Raw genomic sequence first — 236 nt, 5'->3', positions numbered from 1 at the left:
CATCGGCGCTACGGCGTTTCACTTCTGAGTTCGGCATGGGGTCAGGTGGGACCACCGCGCTAAAGCCGCCAGGCAAATTCTGTTTAATCTGTATCAGGCTGAAAATCTGTCTCTCACCGCCAAAACATCTTCGGCGTTGTAAGGTTAAGCCTCACGGTTCATTAGTACCGGTTAGCTCAACGCATCGCTGCGCTTACACACCCGGCCTATCAACGTCGTCGTCTTCAACGTTCCTT

Annotated in this window: 2 rRNA genes; both read right to left on the bottom strand. The window is 53.0% G+C overall.

Annotation, left to right across the window (positions count from 1 at the left end):
* Positions 1–73 (bottom strand): 5S ribosomal RNA (gene rrf, locus APT89_RS00010); the annotation flags it as partial.
* A gap of 67 nt (positions 74–140) precedes the next feature.
* Positions 141–236, bottom strand: a 23S ribosomal RNA gene (locus APT89_RS00005); the annotation flags it as partial.

The organism is Enterobacter sp. 50588862, from assembly GCF_001462935.1.
GTDB classification, from domain to species: domain Bacteria; phylum Pseudomonadota; class Gammaproteobacteria; order Enterobacterales; family Enterobacteriaceae; genus Enterobacter; species Enterobacter bugandensis.
The sequence above is the reverse complement of the archived record's forward strand: the minus strand, read 5'-3'. Positions and strand labels throughout refer to the sequence as shown.